The organism is Ruminococcus albus AD2013 (genome assembly GCF_000526775.1).
In the GTDB taxonomy this organism is placed as follows: Bacteria; Bacillota; Clostridia; order Oscillospirales; family Ruminococcaceae; genus Hominimerdicola; species Hominimerdicola alba_A.
The window spans coordinates 1,308,626-1,327,282 of the sequence record NZ_JAGS01000001.1; the positions used below are offsets into that span (position 1 = coordinate 1,308,626).

Consider the following 18,657-nt stretch of genomic DNA (forward strand, 5'->3'; position numbering starts at 1 on the left):
AACAAGGAATACGCCTATTAATACAGGAACACTAAATATAACCGTCAACATGATAATTTACCTCCTAATCTTTTTATTGTTCTTTTTTAATTTTTTTACATTATACCACAAAAAAATGATAAATGTCAATACGCAGAAAAAAATTAACGGTGATTATCATTGTCTCGAATCAAGGCTTTTGATATACAGAAGCCTTATATTCGCCTGCATATTCAAAAATGTAGTTCAGCTGGCTCTTGCTTTTGGACTTATCTTCAATTGTGATAACTCCTTAGTGAGGCTGGTTTCGGTATTTCTTCGTAGTCATACCGCATATGCCTTCAGTGACTCACTTTCGGAAGACATATCCTTTATGCTTATGATAATGTTAGTCCTGAATTTCTAAAGAAAAAAAGGAACAGCATCAATGTGAACCCTTGGTAAACTTTTTCAGAGCTTTTAGAACTGTCAACTCAAATTTACATCTTCGCACGTCTCAGTTGCTTTACTTTCGTTAAAAGATATGGTATAATATTCCTTGAAAATCATTATATGCGTACAGGAGTGCGTAAACTATGAAACCATTCATGAGCAAGACCCAGGTGGAGATATCTCAGATCGAAAAAGCAGACCTGATAAGGTATTACACCATGCCTGATAACACACAGGCACTGATAGTGATGTATAACGGAAATAAGTATATCAATCTATGTGAATATGACGACTGTTTCTCCATGCTGGCAAAATCAGCAGACAGATTGTATCTCAATTACCCGGAAAGCTGTTTCGACGACTATACTTCCGAGATAATTGAGAGCCGTAAAAAACTTAGTTTTCCCGCGCGTTTCAGCTTTATTGCTGAGTGCAGGAAGCATGAAGAAAAAGTACTGACGTTCGGCACGGGTATGTTTTCCAAAAATTTCATCGGATACTTTCTTTCAAAGATATATAGTGATGCAGAAGCAACATTCACGCTTTCAAGCATCAAAGGGAACAGAAACAGATATATGATATCATGTACTGTCAATGGCAATGAAAAAATTCTTCCATGCAGCTTTACTTCGCAGGATGACCAATATGTATACACTCTCGGAAATCTCTTCGATAGCAGGCACACAGCTATTGTCACATTGAGGTATACTCACGGAAAGATAGAAGTAATTACTCAAAGCTTTACAGACAGAGAGATCAAGCATGAATATCTGTACGATATCAAGCATAATGATCTCAGAAGCAGGATTATCGATGATGGTCAGGTGATATTCTGTGAGGAGATCTCTCCCGAGCTTGAAAAAACTGAAATATCTGAGGATGTGAGGCTGATATGCGAAATCGACAGCAATAATGTACAGGGAACTTTGCTGCCTTGGGGCGAAAAGATCTTCATGACGGAAAAGGAAACAGTTTACGACATTTGCAGCGAACTAATAACTCAGATATGTGAAGAAGAACTCTGTGATGGCAGAAAAAGCGAGATATCGGTAGTACATGAGATATTCAGACATAAAAACAGGATGCTTGTACAGTCAAAAATGCACTGCACAAGGCTGATAAAAAGTCTGGATAGTTCACAGGAAGGATATTATTACCGACAGATAAATAGCGGAGAGATCCAAAATATCAAGGAAGATCTATTTGGTATACCCGCCGCTATGATTATTGACAGATACTTACATAAAGATAACGAATAGAGGAAAAGAAATGGCAAAACGCAGGATAGATGCAATATTACAGGCAGTAAAGGCGGCATTAAAGAAAGACGATAAATATGTTCCGCTGAGTACATACCTCAGTGAGATAAACCGGGATCCGGAGAAAAATGTTTTCGGCTCGGAAGAAACACTTTATTATCTGGTGAACAGCATTATCAATTCACACAGTGACAAAGCACCGATAGAAATGATGAAAGATGCAGAGGATATCTACCGCACTGTACTTCCCCTCGGAAAAGCAACAGAAGATTTCAGGCTTGCAAATGCAGTATTTTTGAAGATATTTGAAAAGGATGGCATTTATCATTCAGGAATGTTCACAAAAGAGCTGTATCTATGTTTCAGCGACAAGCAGATCTACATCGATACAATGTGCACCATCGCAGATATACCAGCAGCAGAAAAAAACATCTACTATATCAATACTTTCAGCTGCGAGCTCAGACAGTACCACAACAATGAGAAAAGCTTTGCCTCATCGCTTATAAGCGGTGCTATCAAGATATGCAGCGCTCATGGCAAAGAGACCGAATGTGAAAAGCTTCTCAGCTATGCGCGAATGGCTTGCGGTATATACGATATCAGTGAAGAAAGGATTGCAAGGTCTGAGATGTTGCTGAAAAACAGCAAGGAAAACCTTGAGAACGCAAAGCACACTCTCGACCTTACAGAAGATCGTCTTGACAGCTTCAAAAGTTTTGTTGAGCAAAATGAAAAGACCATCAAGGATCTCACACTAAGTGAAACTGAAAAGCTCACGAGAGAAGCTAAGAATGCTGAATTCAAATTAAGGAAAGCTTTTGATGCTTTTCTCAACGAAGAGCATGACAATATAGTATTTGAAAAGGATAAGCTGGTGAGAGAGGTCATCGAATCAGCGGACAGCAAGATAAGAGAGCTTAAAATGATAGCCGCAGGCATCAAGGACAGCACTTCCGCTGAACTCTTCCGCATAAACACGGAGGCTAACAAAGCTATTGACAGAGCCTCGTCGATGCTTAACAACGGCGAACTGAAAAGTATCATATCAGAGGTGAACAAGAGCAGCGATCTGGTGAACAGGATAATCCGCGTTGATGAGTTCAGCAAGAATTTCGATACCGAAAAAGCAGAAGCTGCAGCTGAAGCAGTAGCAGTCGCACCTGTTCAGGTGACGGCAGGAGTACGTCCCACCATAGTTCAGATAAATGCCCAGAGATGTACCGAACCTGCGGATATGACTCCGAATTTCTTCTTTGACGAAACCTATCCATTCAAAGACAGATTTGAAAAGCTCATGAAGAAAAAGCAGGAGGATATCGAAACAAACAATGCTCTTTATCATGAGCATTTCGATGATATAATCACCGCTGTAATAGAAGACTCCAATCCATATATGATAGGTCCCTCGGGCTGCGGAAAGACCTTTCTTGTAGGACAGATAGCCAAGCTGCTGGGGCTGGAATATCTGGATATCGGCTACATAAACGAGGAATATGACCTGCTGGGATTCCAGACAGCGGACGGCGGATACAACTATCCTGCATTCTACCGAGCATACAAATACGGCGGTATAGTTTTCTGCGATGAATTCGATAACGGCAATATCAGGGCAGCAGTAAAGCTAAACAGCTTTATGTCCAATTCCAAAAATGCAAGCTACTGCTTCCCTAACGGCGAGCGAGTAATGCGCCACCCGAATTTCCGTATCATAGCAGCAGGCAACACCGCTGGCGACGGTGCCGACAGAAATTACAGCACACGTGAGAAGATAGAGGAATCTCTCATGCAGAGATTCACTGCGATTTACGTTGATTACGATAACAGGCTTGAAGAGAACATACTTCGTGATCATCCCCAGTGGTTTGAATTTGCTGCGATCTTCCGTAATGCAACAACTGCATGGAGCAAAGAAAATCAGACAGCAGCTCCGGGTATATTCACCACCCGTGATGCTACCAGCATAAAGAAGTACCTCGATCACCAGAGTTACGATGTCGAGGCGATCGTCAGGTATGAATTCATTGAGACCAAGGACAACGAATATCTGGCATTCCTGCAGAGAGAAATGGCAAAATACTACAACGGCAATGAAAGAAAAAGCAGCGGGATATTCAGCGTATTCAACAAGATAGTTTTCGAAATACGAAACGGAGATACAAGAAGATGACAGAATTTATGAACCTCAAAGTATACCAATACAAAAAAATGACTGTATACAATGCGGCGTTCAACAGTCTGAGTGATATGCAGATGTATATACTCAGCAAACCTAAAGTAAACGACAAAATATTTCTCAAACAGCACAGTCTCATCAGACGTCCGGATTTTCCCGAGGATACCTTTGATAATGCTGTAGATTATCTTATCGGCGGATATACGGGTAATTATGACATTACACTGGAAATGCTGAAGGAATTTGAAAAGACTATGCCGATAAGAACTTACAGACGCAGGCAGGAAAAGGCAATGGCAGGCTCTCACCCAAATATTCCCGCGTACGTGGCAGGTACTCCGAAGACAATGTACAGGCTCACAAGAGCAAGAGAGAAAAAATTCGTTACTATATGGTTCAATCTGGCATATTCAATTCACACCTTAGAGCAGGCAGTCACCAACCGCGGCGCGCTGACTCTCAGTCTGATAAAACTGCTTGAAGAATACGGCATAGGTGTTGACCTTAAAGTGTTCAGCTCATGCTACAGCAATGACGAGGTGTTCAACTCCGAGATAAGGCTGAAAAGCCCGTCGGAACCTATTAATATGAAAAAATGCTTCTACCCCATGTGCTCGGTAATGTTTTTACGACGTGTCGTACTGAGGGTGATGGAGTCCATGTCATTCCACGAAAAGAACTGGTATCCCTATTATGGTCAGCCTCTTACGGAAGACCAGTTCCGTGCTATCTTCAATATACCCGATACTGATATAGTCATTTCATCACCAGTTCAGATGGGTATATTTGGTCAGGATATAAATTGTGACAGTTATAATTTTTTTAAGAAGATAGATCTTGATAAGTATATCAAGCTTGCTAAGGTGAACAAGCCATGCTGAACTTTAACAGAACATATACCGCCGATATGATGTCATTTGAGCTTCTGCCATCCTATGCCTTAGATGTTCAGCAGCGGATAGCAGATACATCAGAAATGATATTTAAACTTCAACAGGATCTTATGCCTGATAAGGCGATAAACATACTTACTCTCGCTTCGCAGCAGCTGCAAATAAACGGTCTCGCACGATACAAGGGATATGTGGGGGCTATAGGTTACGCAAGGCTCATCGACCAAGCTGAGAAAGCGGACAAAGAGGCTCAGAGAATATCTGAAAGCTTTCAGGAATTATACATCGGATTATGCAAAGAAAATATGCTGCTGGACACCATGAAAAAAGTGCTTGAGGGCTGTATAAATGAGATTCATTCAGCATCTGAGGCATTGAGCGAAAATATGAAGAACATATCCGATAACTCTGATTGGAAATACTATCAAATACTTGCAGATAAAAGGCTCAACGACCTTATTTTATCTAAAAATATAGCATCGCAAAGTATTTTTATGATATCCGGTATGTACACCCGCAACAGCGAAATGTCACAGCGGATAGAATCACTGAAGGTAAATACTCTGGTTCTGTGGAGAGCAGGTATCGAAGCACTAAGAAATACTCCCGACAAAGATAACATGGATAAGGTCTGTGGTATAGAAGATGTGATCTCCGCAGCCATTGCTAATATCATAAAATGACAAAATGTTATACTATCGCCCCGTTCCTGTATGATAATTGGAACGGGGCAGTTATTTATGTAATAGTGACAGTGGTTTAAATATGGTTGCATAATAGTGTGAAGAAACTCAAAAAAATAATAGCTTGAAATTGATAATACATTTGATCTTATTGATATTCTCGTTTGATTTTTTGTGTGACAAAAAAATCATGTTCTTAGAATTCAATTGAACACTTGTGATAATGCTATTCGGTATTATAAATAAAGATCACGCACAAAAGAAACTATCCCCCTGATCTTTAACATAATGCCATAGATCAGGGGGATATTTACATTTTCACCTTATATCTTAAAACTTAAAGGACTACAGGTTCTGTATTTATGATCTTGCAATTGCCGTCAAGATCTTCATAGACAGTTACAAGCGTAAGAGAAGGAATGGGATCGGGAACAACTATCTTGCTTTCACAGAGGATAAGATAATTCTTGCCCGCAACTATCTGATAGCCAAGATAAGCGATAGGCTCATAGTCTACACCGAAGACATCCTTTGTAGCCTTTTCAAAAGCATTTTTTACTTCAGGGTTGCTGTCAAGGTCTGTTGCACCGTCATTGGCAATAAATCCACCGGGAACAGGAGTGCCGATTATCTCCTTGATATCTGTGATAACAGCGTTGCCCTGAGTATCTTCGTAAACATAAACAAGCTTCATAGTTGGCTTAGGATCAAGTGTGACGGGAGTGACCCTGCAGAGTATGCAGTAATTCTTTCCTGCAACTATCTGAGTGCCAAGCAGAGCGATAGGCTCATATTTTGCACCAAGCATACCTGCCGTAGCCTTTTCCAGCGCTGCAAGTGCATCAGGATGCTTATCGATGCTCGTATCACCAATAGTGATATTCCAGCCGCCGAGAACGGGAGCTTCATTTGCCGAGCAAGCGCAGTTTGCAGCGAATATAGGATAATCAGTACCTAATACATCTCTTACACCTGTAATAGTTGCATTTCCGTTCAGATCTTCATAAACGATCACAATTTTAAGAGTTGTTGTAGGATCAAGCGTTGCAGGGGTAGCTTTACAGAGTATGGCGTAATTCTTTCCCGAAACTATCTGCGTTGCAAGAAGTGCTAAAGGTGTAAATTTTACCCCTACATATCCTGCCGAAGCCTTTTCAAATGCTGCAAGCGCATCGGGATGATTTTCAATGCTTGTATCTCCCTGAGTGATGACCCAGCCGCCTTTAAGTGTTGTGTTTTCAATGCTCATGATAAACCCTCCAATATAGAAAATATATAATTTTGTAATATATAGTTTTAAAATTAAATGCTACGAATTATTTTAAAGATATTAATTTCACATCGATGTTATATATATTATACATTATCATCAATAAAAAGTCAATACTTTTTATGTAATTACTTCAAATAAATTTTTTAGTTAATTTATATACACAGTCGTAAAATTAGCTTTTTTCTAAGTTCTGTTAACAGTATATTCAGTAGTTCTTTCCTTTGCATGGATATACACCCATGGCACATCGATATCTGATAGTATCTGCTTGAAAGTATATCCATAATCCCGTATCAGCAAGAACGTTTTTAATATTCGATCTGCCACAAACGCTTATTTATAGTATTATAGCATTTTGGCGAGGGTGGGGCAACCATGTTTCACGTATTAGTATACAAAAATTAAGTTTTATAATTGTATGCTTTTGTAATTGGAAAATATAATAATATATGTTATAATCAAATATTATATGATTATATTTTGAGGGGGCAATTATCATGAATAAACGTTTATTAAGCGGACTGGCTGCATTGGCTGTTGTCTTTTCGGGTGCGGGGATGCTGCCTGCGGGGACTTTTGAGGGCTTTTCTCTAAGGGCGAATGCAGAAATATTTGGTAAATATGCAGATTTCACTTATACAATACTTGATGACGGTAGTATCGAGCTTATCCAGTACTACGGCACTGCCGAAAAAGTTACTGTTCCTTCCGTAATCGACGGAAAAGCTGTTACAAGCATAGGTGCGCATACTTTCTATCAGTGCCCGAAACTTAAAAGCGTAACTATCTCTGCTGGCGTGAAGCGTATCGACACTTACGCTTTTCTTGAAAGCAGCGGCGTTGAAAGTGTAACTATCCCGAACACCGTTGAAACTATAAGTGACAATGCTTTCTTAAACTGCACAGGCCTTAAAAGCATTACCATTCCGAACAGCGTGACGCACTTCGGTAACAATGCTTTTGACGGCTGTACTAGCCTTGAAACCGTGATTTTCGCGGACGGTTTGACTCAGATCGGCGAATATGCTTTTTACCAATGCAGAAGCCTTGTAAACGTCACTATTCCGGATAGTATCACAAATATCGGTATAAGAGCTTTTTCAGACTGTTCAAGCCTTACGGACATTACTATATCTGACAGCGTAACAACCATCAACAATAGAGTATTCGAGGGCTGCAAGGCTCTTACAAGCGTAAAGCTCCCGGATAATCTTATAAGCATAGACGAGTACGCTTTTAAAGACTGTTCAAGTCTTAAAGACGTTACTATCCCGGACAGTGTTACAAGTATCGGAAATTACGCTTTCAGCGGCTGCACAAACCTTAAAGACGTTACTATCCCTAACAGCGTTACAAAAATCGGCGATGATGCTTTCCGCGGCTGCGAAAGCTTGGAAGACATTACTGTGCCGGACAGCGTAACGAGCATTGGCAGCTGTGCTTTTGAATATTGTTCCAAAATTAAAAGCTTTACAGTTCCTGACAGCGTTACAAGCTTTGGCAATGCTGTTTTTTACGGCTGCACAAGCCTTACAGACGTAAAACTCCCTGACGGCTTGACAAAACTTGGCAATTATATGTTTGGCCGCTGCGAAAGCCTTGAAAGCTATACTATACCTGATAGCATTACAAGCATTGGTAAAGGTGCTTTTGAAGAATGCACTAACCTTGCAAGTATTACTATACCTGATACTGTTACAAGCATCGGCGAAAGTGCTTTTGAAGGCTGTATAATACTAACAGACGTAAAACTGCCGAACAGTATTACAAGTATCAGCAGTGATGAGTTCTACGGCTGCACAAGCCTTACAGACATTACTATCCCTGAGAGCGTTACAGAAATCGGGTCTTCGGCTTTCGAAAAATGCACAAGTCTTATAAGTGTTTCTGTTCCAGACAGCGTTACGACCATTGGCAAAAATGCTTTTGGATATTATCGTGGTGATGATTACTATCATAATTATAAATATAAAAAGGTTGACGACTTTACAATAATCGGAAGCACCGACACTGCCGCCGAAACCTACGCCAATGAAAACGGCTTTAAATTCATCTCTTTTGAATCGCTCAAACCGATAGACGAAGGTACCTGCGGCAAAAACCTCACATGGAGTCTAACACGCGACGGTACGCTTTACATAAGCGGCATGGGTGATATGACGGATTACGCGACCCGCAATGCTCCGTGGTATTATAAATACTATAAGGATATAAAGGAAGTTGTTATTGGTGACGGCGTTACGCGCATCGGCAAATGTGCTTTCACAGGCTGTGTAAATCTTACAGACGTAAAGCTCCTGGGCAGCATAAAGTTCATCAGCGAAATGGCTTTTGCCGGCTGTAATAATCTCGAAAGCATAGCTATACCGGACAGTGTTTTAAGCATTGACGACTATGCTTTTGCATCCTGCACAAGCCTTACGGACATAAAGTTCCCCGACAGCGTTGAATACATCGGCGGCAACGCTTTCGAGTCCTGCACAAGCCTTAAAAGCATAGTTATTCCGAACTCCGTTACGCTCATAGGCGATCATGCTTTCAACCTGTGCGAGAGCCTTAAATACATAACTGTACCTGCAAGCGTTAAGAAAATCGGCGAAAAAGCTTTCGGATATCATTATATTGCTGATATGGATACAGGTAACGACTTTAAATATGACAACATAAGTTTCTACGTCGGAAAAAACACCGCCGCCGAAAAATACGCCAAAGACAACGACTTTGAGTTTATCGCACACGGAAATATCGTTGAAAGCGGCTATTGCGGTGTATACAGCGAAAACAAAGGTGAAAACATAACATGGACACTTGACAGTGAGGGAACTCTCATTATCTGGGGTAAGGGAACTATGGCTGATTATAGGTCTGAAGAGACCCCGTGGTTCGATAGCTGTGACGACATTAAAAAAGTTGTTGTTTCGGGTGGCGTTAAGAACATCGGCAATCATGCTTTCTACAAATGTAACAAACTTGCGGAAGTAAAGCTTTCGGACAGTGTTAAGACAATCGGCTCCTATGCCTTCTGTTTCTGCTACGATCTTGAAAGCATATATATCCCGCATAGCATGGATACGATCTCCACTTATGCTTTCCAGGACTGCATAAAGCTTAAAGAAATAAACGTTCCTGACAGGGTTAATTTCATTGGCAGAAATGCTTTCTACGGCTGCACAAGCTTAACAAGCATAACCATTCCAAATGCTGTTGAAACCATATGGGAGTATACGTTTTACAAGTGTACGAATCTTTCAAGCGTAACTATATCAAACAGTGTCACTTCAATTTGCAGAAACGCTTTCGACAATTGTCCGAAGCTTAAAAGCATAACTGTACCTGACAGCGTTAAGACAATTGCAATCAATGCTTTTGGGTATTATATAGATAAATCCTATTTTACCGAAAAAGTTGAAGACTTTACAATAAAGGGAGGCAAAGGCAGCGCCGCCGAAGAGTACGCGCTTGACAACGGTTTTAAGTTCATAGCCTTTGACGGAGATGCAAACAGATATCCAGTTGTCAGTTCCGAGGTTCGTGGCAGACAGTTCAGGTTTAAATGGACTGCTGTAGCGGGCGCGGAAAAGTATGGTATAGCTGTATACCAGGCGGGCAAATGGCGTGTAAAGGTCCAGGTTGACGGAAATGTTACAAGCTACACATCGCCCAAGGTAGAAACAGGCATTTATAAAGTGGTAATCTGCGCTAAGGTAAACGGCAAATGGGATACAGGCTGCATTAACCAAAGAGCTTTCACTGTTAAGATAGCATGAGTCCCGATATCGAAAGAATATATGAAAAAAACATACGGCAGAACGTGTAAAAGCGTTCTGCCGCTGTTTTTGCACAATTCAAAAATTTAATGCTTAGCAATTGAAAAATCATGTGATCGGTTTTTCATATCATTAAGGCTTTACACCAGCATAATCAAGACTGCGAACAATGGTCATGCCGACCGGTATCAAGGTCTATCATACCGCCCCAAAGAATTTCAAGTTCCTATATTACACCAATTTATTTGGGGTGTCAGCGGGATAACCGTAAAAAAATAGTTCACTCAAACTTTTTACCTGCGTTCCATGCTCCTCCTGCTATTTCACCTATTACGCGATAGGCTAATGCGGACGAGTCAAACACCAGCGGATTGAGTTTGCCAAGATCGACCTTATCATCAGTCAGAACACTTTCATCTGCTTTCAAACCAATGATCTGTGCGACCACTCTTGTCGCGCCGTACTCCTCGATTATGTCTTTGACATTACATTCAAGCGCAACGGGAAGCTGGTCGATGATCGGCGCATTGACCTTATCGGACTTGGTTACAGTGAAACCGACTTTATCCAGCTTATCCGAAACATTAGCCTGCGACACTATCCCCACATAGTCACATTCAGCTATGAATTTCTTTGTTGCAAAGCTCACGGTTAGAGCCTTATTCAGCTTGATGTTTTCAGTGGAAACGTGGTCTCCGAGACTTATAGAGATAAGGTCTCCGCCTGCCTGTCCCGCCCATGCAGCGTTCATGGCATTGGGTTTTCCCTCCTTGTCATAGGTTGCAATAATGAACACCGGTAGTGGTGTTACAAATCCTTTTTCAAAGCTTTTTTTCATATGAACAACTCCTTGATTTTATTAAAACAGAACAAAAACGTATATATTATCCGTCTTTCAGATAGCTTTCCACTTTATAAGCTTTTTCTCCGCTATATCCAGCAGAACATTCAGAATGGTTATCACAGCGCCTACAACGAATATACCTGCAAGCACTCTGGCATAATCGGCATAGTCGGAATACTTTTTTATGAAAAATCCAAGCCCGCTGGTGGCACCGATCATCTCTGCCATTATAAGAATCATGAATATGGTGGATATCTGTATTTTAAGATTACCGACTATCGACGGGATACTGTAAGGCAGTATCACCTTGAAAAGCATAGTTGGTGTGCTGACATTCATTGCTTTTGCAGAATCTATCAGTCTTCCGTTTATGCTGCCGACCCTGTTTATCATTCCAAGAAATATCGGCCAGAACATACCTATGCCTATTACAGCTATCGATGCAGAGGTAAATGTGGGCATCAGTGCGATAAGATACGGGGTATATACCATTGGAGGTACAGGACTGAGTACTTTGGCGATGGGTGTAAAATCATTATTGAGCCGCTTTACCCAGCCCACTATCATGCCCAGGATATTTCCAGATATGAGTGCTATTGAAAAACCTGTCACCAGTATCATCAGAGAATGGCCTATACCATCTGCGATAAATTCGCTGTCCTTCAGGAACACTTCAAATACATTCTCCATTGGCGGAGAAAGCACAGGGTTGCCATTGCCGAGTATTCGGAAAGATATATCCCATATAAGAAAAAGACTGTATATCAGCACGGCAATATCGGGATGATACTCCTCCTTTTTTATAACTGCCTTAGCAATATGGTAGAGCCATATAAGTCCCATGATGGCAACATAGACGGTGTTTTTCGGTGCGCTGACCTTTCCTTTTATAAATGAAAGTGTTATCACTGTTCCCGCGAAGAGTGTGACAACAGCTATGTTCAGTATTATTTTTCCGACAGAGTATGTTTTCTCACTGCCGTGTGTTTCCAACGAATTTAATGTCCTTGCGTCTGTCATGCAGTTCTCACCTTCACTTCTGTAAACAGGTCGAGCAGCTCATGGCGAAGCTGATCATATCTGTTCAGTCTTATCAGCTCTTCCCTCGGTGTATCCTCGGGAAGACCTACATTTACTTCTGTCCTGATCTTATGAGGCTCCATGAAGTATACCTTGTCAGCCAGCACAAGCGCTTCGTCGATATCATGGGTAATGAATACAACAGTCTTCTTCTCTCCGCGTTTTTTGCAGAGTTCTATGCTGAGTTCCTGTAATTCTACACGCTTCTGCGGGTCGATAGCACCGAATGGTTCGTCCATGAGAAGTATATCCGTATCCATCGTAAAGGCTCTTGCAAGCGCCACACGCTGCTGCATTCCGCCCGAAAGCTCGTGCGGGTATTTATCTGCGCTATCAGCAAGTCCAACCAGTTCAAGATACTCCTCTGCCCTCTTTGCTATCTCTTTTCTGTTCTTTAGTATACCGGCTTCCTTAATTCCGAACATGATATTCTTTTTTGCGGTAAGCCACGGGAACAGTGAATAGTGCTGAAACACCATTCCTCTGTTCACATCAGGACCTGTAACAGGTTTGTCGTTTATAAGTATCTCACCCTTTGTAGGAAACTGAAGTCCGAGCAGAAGAGATACAAGCGTGCTTTTTCCGCAGTCCGAAGGACCGATAAGGCAAGCGAACTCTCCCTCTTCTACCTTAAAGTTCAGACCATCAAGGATATTAACTGCTTTGTTATCAGCTTCATAGCTGAATGAAACATTACGAAATTCTATTTTACTCATTATCGGTTCCTCCTTATAATATCATCTTTTATACATCGTATTTGTCCGAGAATTCTTTAAGTGCCAGATAATCAGGATCATCAGGATATTCTTTAAGTATCTGATCCAGTGCTTCGCGGAAGATCTCTGTGTTGACATTTCCGCTTATGTCAGCGTCCTTGATTATGCCTTCGCCTATGAGATACGCCGCATAATCAACAACTCTGTTTTTGGCGGGGTCGGGGTTGTACCTTGAAGCATAGTCACCGTATAGTGCTTCTGTAACATATTCCTCGGTCTGCCCCGTCTGTCTGACCATGATATCTATGGCATTATCATGATCATTGAGTATCAGTTTGTAAGCTCTAATCAGACCTCTCTGGTAGGCTACAAGCTCATCATGCTTTTCCTGTACTACCTTAGAAGTAGTGGTCTGACGGCAGCAAGGATAGCAGGGGTCGATATCTCCGACCTTTATACCAAGATCAAGTCCGAAATTCTTGGCTGTCTGTACGCCATCGGCGGTGATGTATCCCACATCGACCTGACCCTTTGATACCGCCTGAACGATGGAAGTATCATCATTGAGGTAATCTATCTCTATATCCTGTTCGGGAATTATGCCGATCTCACGCAGCTTTGCACGTATGATGTTATCACCCGTGTAGCTTCTGGCTGATGCCCATTTCTTTCCAGCCCAGCCGGATAGTTCAGCAAACTGTTCAGTATTTTCAGGCTTTGTGATGATAGCTCCGCCCTCCTGTGCCGAACCGCCGAAGAATATAAGATCCTGACCCTCTGCCATGAACTGTAACTGCAATGTGATACCCACAGGTACCACATCTACCTTTCCCGTTGACAGTGCTGTTAAGCTGTCAGCAGTGGAGAGAAGAACATCGCAGTTTACCGTCACGCCCTCCTCTTCAAAATATCCCTGATCGTAGGCTACCGTCGTCAGCGCAGACTTTATCGATGACGGGAACCATGCGACCTCAAGTGTACCTACACTTGCCTTTTTAACTCCGCTTCCCGAGGACTTTTTACCCGATGAACTTCCGCAGGCAGTCAGGGTGCTGATAAGCAGTGAAGCTGCGATCATTACTTCAATAGCTTTCCTTACTCTTTTCTTCATAAATATCTTCCTTTCGCATAAATCAGATAGTGGGCTTATCCGTTTCGGGCAGACCCGTTATATAATGGTATGGGCTCTTGCCATACCACTGCTCCTGATACGGAAGTTTGGTATGTTCTGAAATATTCCGTGCATAGGCTGTGTTCTTCAGAGTTCTCTCTATCCTCTTTGCAAGGGAGTATGCTCCCGTAAAACCGAAATATGTAAATCTCTGTGCAAACAATGTCAGCGAAGGTACGCCTGCCTTTACAAGCCATACACCCACCGAAGGGTGAGATATGGCAATATCCGGTTTCAGCTTGTATACCATGTTCACCAGCTCGTTTGCCTGAGTAGATACCGCATTCTGCACATCGCCTATCTTTTCCTGAACCTCGCTGAACAGCTGATCTCCGAATTCATCATAGTTGAAGTTTCTGAAACCCACAACTTTAAGTCCTATCTCATCTGCCAGAAGTCCCGTTGCACCGATACGCAGAAAACCGCCGCTTATCAGAACGCTCTTGCCTTCAACATTTTTCCTTATGGGTTCAAGTGCCTTTTTCAGCTTTTCAGTTTCCTTTTTCAGGAGTGCTTCTGCTTCCTTTTCTAGCCCGAAGAACTCCGCTATGGCTGTTATGAATTTTACTGTCTGCTCGGTTCCAATGGGGATAGTCGGCAGAATATAAGGTATACCGAATTCCCGCTTCAGGTATTCAAGGAAGTACACATCATGTACATGACAAAAGCTTACATTGAGTGCAGTCTCGGTAATAAATCTCCAGTCATCGGGCTCTTTGTATTCAACGAATATATTAACGTTTATCCCCAAAGCATTCAAAAGCCTCTTGATCTCCTTTTCGTCTCCCGGACCTATGGACCATGCATTGTACAGAGTCACTGTTCGGCTCTTCTTGTATTCATATCGCTGCTTTTTGATCTCGTAGTCGGGATCGCTCTTGTCAAATGGGGTATAATCGATATATTTTTTAGGCTCAAAGCCAAACCTGTGCATTATGCCGTGGTACACCACATCATATGCCGAGGAGAACACCTTTGCGCCGAAACCGGGACAATGGAGCGGTACAACTGTTGCAGTTACCTGCTCCTGTGCATGGTTAACAACGCTTTCTATATCATCTCCGATAACTCCTGGGGCACAGGTATTGCAGACGAATATAGCTGTGGGACGGAAGCGTCTGTCGGCTTCGATAATGGTATCGTAAAGCTTTTCATTTCCGCCGCTTATAACGTCGGTCTCCGTAAGATTTGTACTCAGCCATCTTGCACCTTCCATCTTCACTCCGCGTGCTGCACCGTACTGCTTTATGCTGAAATCAATACCATGGGACTGTGAACCGCAGCCCACCGGGCCGTGCATTATAACTACCGAATCCTTTGTCGAGAATGATATCAGTGTCGAAACACCCATCTGGCAGAACATAGCCTGTGTAAAGCTGCGGTCGCATCTACCGAGACATCCTGCGCATGAACCGCTCCTTAGATCACTGGTACATCCGCCGAAAGCATAGGCTGTGGCTCTCTGCCTCTCTCTGGGATTTGGTACCTGCACATCAAAATTTACATCGAATTTCATATATCTTTACCTCCCCGATACCTGTGCTGTTATCAGATCTTCCAGCAGTGCAAGTCCGCCGTTGAAGCCTGCGTATGTTTTGTTGAGTATGATACGGCTCATTGCAGGAAAGCTTATATTCAGGAAATTTCCGTTCAGTACCTGTGAAAGCTTTCTGTCGATAGAACTGCCAAGCACGAATGCAGGCTCAAGTTTTTCATAATAGGTATCCGACAAAAACTGAGGGTCATTCTGTGTGATGTACTGCTGTATCTTTGAGGTATCCGTTTCAAATACAAGCTTTGGACGATATTCAAAAGGCAGTTCTTCAAAATGTCGGCGAATGATCTCCTTATTTTTCTCCCTGAGTTCATCGGTTATAAATACATACTCGGGCAGCCAGCCTATCTCGTTATCAAGATATTGTGCATAAGGCAGTGCCTGTGTCGCATTGTTGACTACCACTGCATAGTTCTGGAAATCCGTATCTGCAATGACGTCGGTTGCTCTGTCAACATAGCTGTAATAACGCTCAACTTCTTTTTCAAGAGCTTTTTCAGCAAATTCCCTGTCAATGCCTAGCTTTTCTGCTATTTCAATTGCGAACTTAACTGAAGCATTGCTGCCGATAGGAAGATCGGTAACTATATATTCTATACCGTGCTTTTCCTTAGCCGCCTTTGCAGCTCTTATTCCGTTTACAGGTGAAAGAACGATATTCAAAGCTGCTTTACCGGCATTTCTGATATCCTCGATAGTCTGGTCGGGTGTTACAAAGGTAGTTGCTTTAACACCGATAAGTGAGAGTATTCTCCTTATCTCTTCAAGGTCGCCCCTGAAAAACGGATCGTATGCAGGTACAAGTCCAAGCAGATTAACAAGCTTTTCATCTTTTTCTTTTGTTACGGGTATGTACTGTTCAAAAAGGCTCTTTATCACGATATCATAACCATAGTAAGAATTGCCCTTGAATCCGCCTGTATCAACGAATATCAGAGGATACTCGGGTCTTTCTACCTCGCTGATGACCGCTTCAACATCATCACCGATAAGATCGGTCATACAGCTTGTAACTACTACAAAAAGATCGCCGTCCATTACATCGTAGGCCGCAAGTATCTCTTTTCTGAGCTTCTCAGCACCACCAAAAATTATTTCTTTTTCACTTACATTTGAACTGGGAAGAGATGCACCGCCGCAGTAACCAACGCCCAGATATCCGCCGTAAGCAAATGAATTGGTAAGCTGACCGCCGCAGCCCTGCGCTCCGTGTATTATAGGTATTACTCTCGGAAGAGAGGTGAGAGTTGCAAGTGCGCCTCCCAGCATACATGAAAACCTTGGTCTTTCTATAAATGACATGATATCCCTCCTTATCAGGCAAGTTCCGCAGGCTGATCGAACAGTGCGGTACTAAGGTAACGTTCTCCCGTATCAGGCAGAAGCACAACTATGCGCTTGCCTTTATTCTCTTTGCGTTTAGCAAGTTCGATAGCTGCAAACAATGCTGCACCCGATGAGATACCCACCAGCAGCCCTTCAAGCCTTGCCGCTGTTCGTGCAGTTTCCAGAGCTTTCTTGTTCTTCACCCTGAATATCTCATCAATTACTTCTCTGTCGAAGATATGCGGCACAAAACCTGCTCCTATACCCTGTATCACATGAGGTCCGGGAGCTTCACCCGAAAGTACAGATGAATCATAGGGTTCAACTGCTATCACCTTTGTATTGGGATCATTCTGTTTAAGAGCTCTGCCCGTACCTGTTACAGTTCCGCCTGTACCAACGCCTGCAACGAAGTAATCCACCTTACCATCGGTATCTCTTATGATCTCCTGTGCTGTAGTTTTTGTGTGTATTTCCGGATTTACAGGGTTATCGAACTGCTGTGGGATAAATGAATCCTCTATCAGCGCATTGAGTTCTTCCGCCTTGCGGATAGCACCTTTCATACCCTCTGCCGCAGGAGTAAGTATCACCTTTGCCCCAAGCTGAGTTACCAGCCTGCGTCTTTCTACCGACATACTCTCTGGCATTGTCAGTATAACTTTATATCCCTTGACCGCACCGACAAATGCAAGCCCGATGCCTGTATTTCCGCTTGTGGGTTCAATTATGGTATACCCTTCTTTTAACAGTCCTTTTTCCTCTGCATCTTCTATCATCGCCAGAGCTATCCTGTCCTTTACACTTCCCAGAGGATTGAAGTATTCAAGCTTTGCATACACCTCTGCATATAGTTCGTCATCTCCTGCCAGCCTGCTTATTTTCAAAAGCGGCGTATTGCCTATAAGCTCTGTCAGATTTTCTGCTACCTTTGACATGATCACATCACCTTTCCTTACTTACCGCTCCGTTTTCTGTACTCTACAATCTTTTCGATCACATAATCCGTATCAGAACCGGGCATTTCAAAAAATTTCTTTCTTTGGGTCTCAAAATATCTCTGTATCCTGCTCCCGATGCGTGCGGCGATAACATACTGGCAGTTTTCCACAAGTTCAAGTCTTGCTTCTGCACCTCTGTGATCTCCGCTGCATCCTTCCTGATTTCCAAAGGATACAGTTTTTTCCTTGGCGGAAACATTATCTTCGATACGATAGATATCAAACCTTGAAGCAGAACCGAAATGCTGGTCCACTTTATGTCCATCCGCCGTAGCAACTGCTATTCGATATTGGCTCATAAATTTTTTACTCTCCTTATTAAAATCATTTATAGTTATTGATAAAATTCATACCTAATAGATTAATTTTATATGTCATATCTGTCTTTATTGATTATTATTATATCATAAAATTCTCTTTCGTCAACGAAAATATAAGGCAACGTTATCACAACGCTTTATAATCATCAACTAATAAGCCAATAATTGTAAACGAACAATGA

General features: G+C 42.2%; 15 protein-coding genes. 5 read left to right on the forward strand and 10 right to left on the reverse strand.

Going from position 1 to position 18,657, the window contains the following annotated elements:
- Positions 1-554: 554 nt before the first annotated feature.
- The 4 genes from N773_RS0105875 to N773_RS22530 are packed head-to-tail and all read left to right on the forward strand — an operon-like array spanning position 555 to position 5,422.
- Positions 555-1,670, forward strand: a complete 1,116-nt coding sequence (locus N773_RS0105875; RefSeq protein WP_024856919.1) for a hypothetical protein — start codon at positions 555-557, stop codon at positions 1,668-1,670.
- A gap of 10 nt (positions 1,671-1,680) precedes the next feature.
- Positions 1,681-3,840: an AAA family ATPase gene (locus N773_RS0105880; RefSeq protein ID WP_024856920.1), complete on the forward strand. Its 2,160-nt coding sequence runs from the start codon at positions 1,681-1,683 to the stop codon at positions 3,838-3,840.
- Positions 3,837-4,727 carry a DUF7192 family protein gene (locus N773_RS0105885; RefSeq protein WP_024856921.1) on the forward strand — a complete coding sequence of 297 codons (891 nt, stop codon included), beginning with the start codon at positions 3,837-3,839 and terminating at the stop codon, positions 4,725-4,727. The genes N773_RS0105880 and N773_RS0105885 overlap by 4 nt, the downstream gene beginning before the upstream one ends.
- A complete protein-coding gene (locus tag N773_RS22530; RefSeq protein WP_024856922.1) occupies positions 4,721-5,422 on the forward strand; it encodes a hypothetical protein in 702 nt (233 codons plus the stop codon). The genes N773_RS0105885 and N773_RS22530 overlap by 7 nt, the downstream gene beginning before the upstream one ends.
- Before the next feature lie 337 nt (positions 5,423-5,759).
- Here the strand turns inward: N773_RS22530 and N773_RS21080 are convergent, their stop codons facing one another.
- Positions 5,760-6,671 (reverse strand): hypothetical protein, encoded by a 912-nt coding sequence (locus N773_RS21080; RefSeq protein WP_024856923.1) that lies wholly within the window; start codon positions 6,669-6,671, stop codon positions 5,760-5,762.
- Between the two features lie 207 nt (positions 6,672-6,878).
- Positions 6,879-7,022 (reverse strand): hypothetical protein, encoded by a 144-nt coding sequence (locus N773_RS22535; RefSeq protein ID WP_196231605.1) that lies wholly within the window; start codon positions 7,020-7,022, stop codon positions 6,879-6,881.
- A 170-nt stretch (positions 7,023-7,192) separates the two neighbouring features.
- On the opposite strand from N773_RS22535, the gene N773_RS21085 reads away from it, so the two are divergent.
- Positions 7,193-10,462, forward strand: a complete 3,270-nt coding sequence (locus N773_RS21085) for a leucine-rich repeat domain-containing protein (protein ID WP_024856924.1) — start codon at positions 7,193-7,195, stop codon at positions 10,460-10,462.
- Positions 10,463-10,742: 280 nt separating this feature from the next.
- Here the strand turns inward: N773_RS21085 and N773_RS0105905 are convergent, their stop codons facing one another.
- Genes N773_RS0105905 through N773_RS0105940 form a run of 8 tightly spaced genes read right to left on the reverse strand, consistent with a single transcriptional unit; the run spans position 10,743 to position 18,454 of the window.
- Entirely contained in the window at positions 10,743-11,300 is a 558-nt protein-coding gene (locus N773_RS0105905; RefSeq protein WP_024856925.1) for a flavin reductase family protein, read from the reverse strand.
- Positions 11,301-11,357: 57 nt separating this feature from the next.
- Positions 11,358-12,326: an ABC transporter permease gene (locus tag N773_RS19825; RefSeq protein ID WP_024856926.1), complete on the reverse strand. Its 969-nt coding sequence runs from the start codon at positions 12,324-12,326 to the stop codon at positions 11,358-11,360.
- A complete protein-coding gene (locus N773_RS0105915; RefSeq protein WP_024856927.1) occupies positions 12,323-13,102 on the reverse strand; it encodes an ABC transporter ATP-binding protein in 780 nt (259 codons plus the stop codon). Before N773_RS0105915 ends, N773_RS19825 begins: the two co-directional genes overlap by 4 nt.
- A gap of 28 nt (positions 13,103-13,130) precedes the next feature.
- Positions 13,131-14,213 carry an ABC transporter substrate-binding protein gene (locus N773_RS0105920; protein WP_024856928.1) on the reverse strand — a complete coding sequence of 361 codons (1,083 nt, stop codon included), beginning with the start codon at positions 14,211-14,213 and terminating at the stop codon, positions 13,131-13,133.
- 22 nt (positions 14,214-14,235) lie between these two features.
- Positions 14,236-15,789, reverse strand: a complete 1,554-nt coding sequence (locus N773_RS0105925) for a nitrogenase component 1 (protein WP_002852632.1) — start codon at positions 15,787-15,789, stop codon at positions 14,236-14,238.
- Positions 15,790-15,795: 6 nt separating this feature from the next.
- Complete coding sequence (locus N773_RS0105930; RefSeq protein WP_024856929.1) at positions 15,796-17,130, reverse strand: nitrogenase component 1; 1,335 nt, start codon at positions 17,128-17,130, stop codon at positions 15,796-15,798.
- 14 nt (positions 17,131-17,144) lie between these two features.
- A complete protein-coding gene (gene cysK, locus N773_RS0105935) occupies positions 17,145-18,092 on the reverse strand; it encodes a cysteine synthase A (protein WP_024856930.1) in 948 nt (315 codons plus the stop codon).
- 17 nt (positions 18,093-18,109) lie between these two features.
- Positions 18,110-18,454 carry a NifB/NifX family molybdenum-iron cluster-binding protein gene (locus tag N773_RS0105940; RefSeq protein WP_024856931.1) on the reverse strand — a complete coding sequence of 115 codons (345 nt, stop codon included), beginning with the start codon at positions 18,452-18,454 and terminating at the stop codon, positions 18,110-18,112.
- Between the last annotated feature and the right edge of the window lie 203 nt (positions 18,455-18,657).